This window comes from Catonella sp. (assembly GCF_052169795.1).
GTDB lineage: Bacteria > Bacillota > Clostridia > Lachnospirales > Lachnospiraceae > Catonella.
The window spans coordinates 1-4,790 of the sequence record NZ_JBQNBU010000124.1 but is presented as its reverse complement, the minus strand read 5'-3'; the positions used below and the strand labels follow the sequence as shown (position 1 = coordinate 4,790).

General features: G+C 30.4%; 4 protein-coding genes and 1 pseudogene. All 5 read right to left on the bottom strand.

What is annotated here, in order from left to right; translation table 11 throughout:
- Positions 1–116: 116 nt before the first annotated feature.
- The gene (locus ACTTKP_RS11205) at positions 117–416 is read right to left on the bottom strand and encodes a hypothetical protein (protein WP_442553986.1); all 300 of its coding nucleotides are present in this window, start codon (positions 414–416) and stop codon (positions 117–119) included.
- A 262-nt stretch (positions 417–678) separates the two neighbouring features.
- Complete coding sequence (locus tag ACTTKP_RS11200; protein ID WP_442553985.1) at positions 679–1,860, bottom strand: ADP-ribosylglycohydrolase family protein; 1,182 nt, start codon at positions 1,858–1,860, stop codon at positions 679–681.
- A gap of 9 nt (positions 1,861–1,869) precedes the next feature.
- The gene (locus ACTTKP_RS11195) at positions 1,870–2,412 is read right to left on the bottom strand and encodes an ADP-ribosyltransferase (RefSeq protein ID WP_442553984.1); all 543 of its coding nucleotides are present in this window, start codon (positions 2,410–2,412) and stop codon (positions 1,870–1,872) included.
- A 412-nt stretch (positions 2,413–2,824) separates the two neighbouring features.
- Positions 2,825–3,367, bottom strand: coding sequence for a hypothetical protein (locus tag ACTTKP_RS11190; RefSeq protein WP_144398956.1), 543 nt, complete (start codon positions 3,365–3,367; stop codon positions 2,825–2,827).
- 14 nt (positions 3,368–3,381) lie between these two features.
- Positions 3,382–4,790, bottom strand: a pseudogene (locus ACTTKP_RS11185) (hypothetical protein); the annotation flags it as partial.

Here is a 4,790-nt window from a genome sequence, read left to right as displayed (position 1 = left end):
TTTTTATCTTCAGGTTGTGGTGAGTCTTCGTCGAAGTCATTCTTCACCTCCGATTCTTGTATTTATATTCCTATTATTTCTTTTATTTGGTGCTCTTTTCTATTGTTTTTCGATTGTTATTTTTCTGCTTCTATTTCTTCTAGATTTATTCCTCTTAGCTTTCTTTTTAGTATGCTTTCTATCATATCTAGTCTTATTACTACTGCATCTTCTTTGCTTTCTTTTATGTAAAATAGCGGGTTATGTTTTACTTTTTTTAAATCTATTTTACATTTTTCTATATTAGTTTGGTTTTCGTTTAACCTACTATCTTGGGTTAAGCTGTTTATTCTTGGTATTAGTGGTATTTTATATACCTTAGTTTGGTTTCCTATTATGTCTACTATTGTTATGTCTTTTGTTGCTAGTTTTGGCATATACATTTAATTGTATATTACTTTGTTTTACTTTGCAGTCGCATTTCTTCCAGATAAAATTCTAATTTTTATGATATTTGTTGTGTGTACTCTTTTACTGAAACCTTACATTTATTTGTTTTTATTTTGTCATATACATACGGTATAGACAGTATAGTATAATTTTCTCTAAACAATCTTTTTAATATAAATAAACTCAGTATATAGTTTTAATTATATTACATTAGATCTTCAAAGTTTTATTGTTATAGTATACTTAAATTTATACATTCAACCGACTAGCAAATTTTTCTACAATTTCATATATATCTCTTTTTCGTGCGAGAGATTGTAGCCATGTATCAGGAATTGAGCTAATCCCATAAAAAATTCCAGCTAGTCCTCCAATTATTGCTGCTATTGTATCTGTATCTTCTCCAAGATTAATTCCTTTTAATACAGCCTCTTTATAATTATCAGTTGTTATAAATGCCCAAAGTGAAGCTTCTAACGTATCAACTACATATCCAGTAGATTTTATTTCATCTTGCTTATATATTGCAATATTACCATCTAATATTCTTTTGTAATTATTCATCTCTTCATTATAATCTTTATAGCAATATTTATCTATAAAGTTTATTGTTTGCCTATAAGCATCACTTTTACTATTACCTTTGATCAAATTTATAGCATACTCCACATATATAATGCATGCTAATTTTGAGCGATTGTGTGCATGAGTTAATGAAGAAACATCCTCTATTATTTTTATTTTTTCCATAGGTGGAGTTTCTTTCAAGTAATATGCTAATGGTAATACTCTCATGAGTGAGCCATTTCCATTATCCATCTCTGTATTACCACCACATTCTATAGGATTTTCTCCTTTTAACATTTTTTCTATTGATAGTCTTGTAGAATTTCCAATATCAAACAATTTTCCGTATGGTGTTAAATATCCCTCAGTATAATATTTTATAAACTTCTCACTCAATCCATCTAAATAATATCCTTCAGTTATGTTTTCCAATAAACATAATGTTAATGATGTATCATCAGACCATGTTCCATATGGTTGATGGTATGTACCATATGCTCTCATCTCTTTTACTGGATCAATTTTTCTTTCTTCTCTTGTAGAAAACTCAACTGGAACTCCTACTGCATCACCTACTATAAATCCAAATATTCCAGAAAAAATAGTTCCTTTTTCTCTTTTTTCAAAATCAAATATTATTGGATTAAAATGCTTAAATTCTGGACATTCTTTTTTCGGAAAAACAACATATTTTGGCTTTTCATTACTGCCTTCATATTTTTTACAATGAAATACATTACCTTTAATAAAATATTTACACATTTCACACATAGGTGCAGATACCGTTGCTCCACCATTTTTATAAGACTCGATATCAGCCTTCCATCTTTCGACCAATGTCCATTGTCTTAGTTTATGTTCCATTTTTCGCTCCTAATTTAACAATTTAACTATAATCTTTAATACACCATCTTCCACTTTTGCATCAGTAATAACAATTTCTTGTTCAGATTTAAATAATGTTTCTGACTCAGGATATTGACTAATCGGAGATATATCCAAGCCCTTAGAGCCTTTTGGTGCTTCAATTGTCATATGCATATTTTCTAAAAACGTTTCTTCAGCTACAGAATTATTCATACTTGTGCTCATGAACCCTTTTTCATTAATAGTTTTTCCCAGTAAATTTTTTGGATCTAGGTTTTTATATTCACCTAAAGCTTCTATTGATGTGCCTCTATACAAAGTCATATTATTTGGTAAGCTTGCCCTATCTAGAGCTGTTTTTAGTTTTTCAGTTATCATTTTATTATCATCTGTCATAATATCTAAACCACGTAATGAATCATTTATATTTCGATAATTATCTCCAGTATATTTTATTAATGCATATATTTCTTCTGAATCTAATTCGGCTACATTTCTTACGGTTTTTGAGAAATTAGAAGTAGCCTCTTTTCTTCCCTCAAAAATCACATCGTCAGTATTACTAGCTATTAATTTTGTTTCTTTTGTAGCTGCTTTTTCTACACTTTCTTTTCCTAATGTATCATCAATTTTACTTGCAGAAAAAGCTAATCTTCTGGTATGATTTTTTTGTATATGGTTAATACCTTGAGTTCAAAACCCCATATGATACTAACTTACATAAGAAAGTGTAGTATTAGTTTTCATTGTAAAAATTTTTGCATAAGGTAGTAGCATAAATTTCTTTTCAAGATATATGCTACAATTCTCAAAGTAAATTAGTATGAAGTTTATTATTCAACTGTTTTGCACTTAGCTTGACAATTCAAAAACATGAAAAAAGGCAGAATCTTTTCAATTCCTGCCTATTTATATAAATACTGAAGGGCGGTACTATGTGTGTCCCTGATAATCATATATTTTATAATTGTGTTATAGACATTCTTTCTACATAATAATTATCTAAATCAACTCTAAAATTCCAGTCGTTTCTTCCATACTTATCCACAGTTGCATCACTATTTCCTCGACAAACTACTATTATTTTATCACCAAAATTTTGGGTAAAATAATAAGTATAACCACTAGGATTAATAATATTTGATATTATATTTCCTTCATTATCCAAAATAATTAATTTTCGTTCATCTTCTTTAATCCCTGTTAGAGCGACTATCTTTTTATCTTTTTTACTATACTCAACTGATATCAAATAATCTAAATGAATACTTTTATTAATCCCAATCATTATTTCACTGCTTTTTGGCACATAAGACAAAATCAAATCTCCATTAATGTCATACAGAGAAAATGCTATTTCTCCGTCGTTGCTTTTTAATTTCAACATTACCATTTCACTACCATATTCATACGCATACATCATATTATAATCCTGTATTACTATATCTTTGCAATTTAATGTCCACTTTACTATACCATTTTTCCTATCTGTTAAAATATTCATCTAACACCTCCACTTTAATCAACCCAAAATTCATCTACTATATGAATATAGTCCTCTCTATTAATACCATGATCCAATCCTGAGAATAAATCATACTGCGTAATAGTCATATCACCTGGCAAATAAGAATCTATTGTTAAATCAACCTGTGGACCTACAGGTCCTTCTAAAACATTTAGGCTAATGCCATCATTAACCTCAAATTCTCTTATAACATTGCATGTTTTCTTCCAATCAGATTTTACAGCCAAATTTTCTCTAACAAATTGAGTACTTATTATTTTTTCTTTAACACCAAAACCTCCTATCATATTATTAGGAGCATCATTTTGTACAGCCATATAAAATCTATCTCCTGATTGTAGTAATTTAGGAGTTCCTGACTTTCCAATAGGCCAAGGTGACATTTCATTCACTAATTTAAAATAATCATCAATAGTTTTATCCGGATTAGCCACTGAAAATGCCTTCCAAGTATTATCTGACCCTATCCCCTTTTCTCTCCAATATTCACTATACCTAGCAGATTCTTTTGGTAACATTAAATCTCCTGAATAGCTATTAAAAGATTTGTTTACCTCAAAAGAAACTACATCATTAGTATTATTAGCTATTAATTTTGTTTCTTTTGTAGCTGCTTTTTCTACACTTTCTTTTCCGGAACCTGTCACTATGTCTTTAAAATTTTTCTTAAAGTTTGACAAAAAGTTTTTGCTTTCTTTTCCTAATGTATCATCAATTTTACTTGGAGAAAAAGCTAATCCTTCTGGTATGACTTTTTTTACACCTCGATTGAATGTATCAACTACTGGTTTAAATATTTTCTTTATTTGTTTTCCTACTTTTTCTTTTACTACTTTGTAGGCTTGTGTGCTTCCAATCTTTCTTGCTACTCCATCTAGTACTCCTGCTGTTACCATTGATACGAAGAAATCTCGTATCATATCTTCTGCTGTGTTTTTTTCTCCTTTTAGTTTTCTGTCTGCTATTCCTTCTGCTACTCCTCCTACTCCTATTCCTATTAATTTTCCTCCTGGTATTACTCCTCCTATAGCTCCCGTCACTGCTCCTCTAAATGCTGCAGATGTATATTCTCCTATGTCACTTACTTCTCCTCTTTTTATATCTCCTACTGCTTGTATGCCTAATAATGTAATTCCTCCCAGTAACGCTCCTGCTATTGTTCCTGTAAATGCAGCTGATGCGGTTGCTGTTGTTATAGCTCCTAGTGCTGCTAATGCTGCTCCTCCTGTTGCTACTGTCGCAGCTGCTACTGCCGTTACTGCTCCTACTACTGCTAGTCCTGCTAATATATTTTTTGCGAACTTTCCTATATCAAATTCTTCTTTTGGTGGAGCATCTTCTATCTGTGGGTATGCTGCTTTGTCTGTTCCTGTTGCTTTTGTTTGGGTTTTGGCTTTTT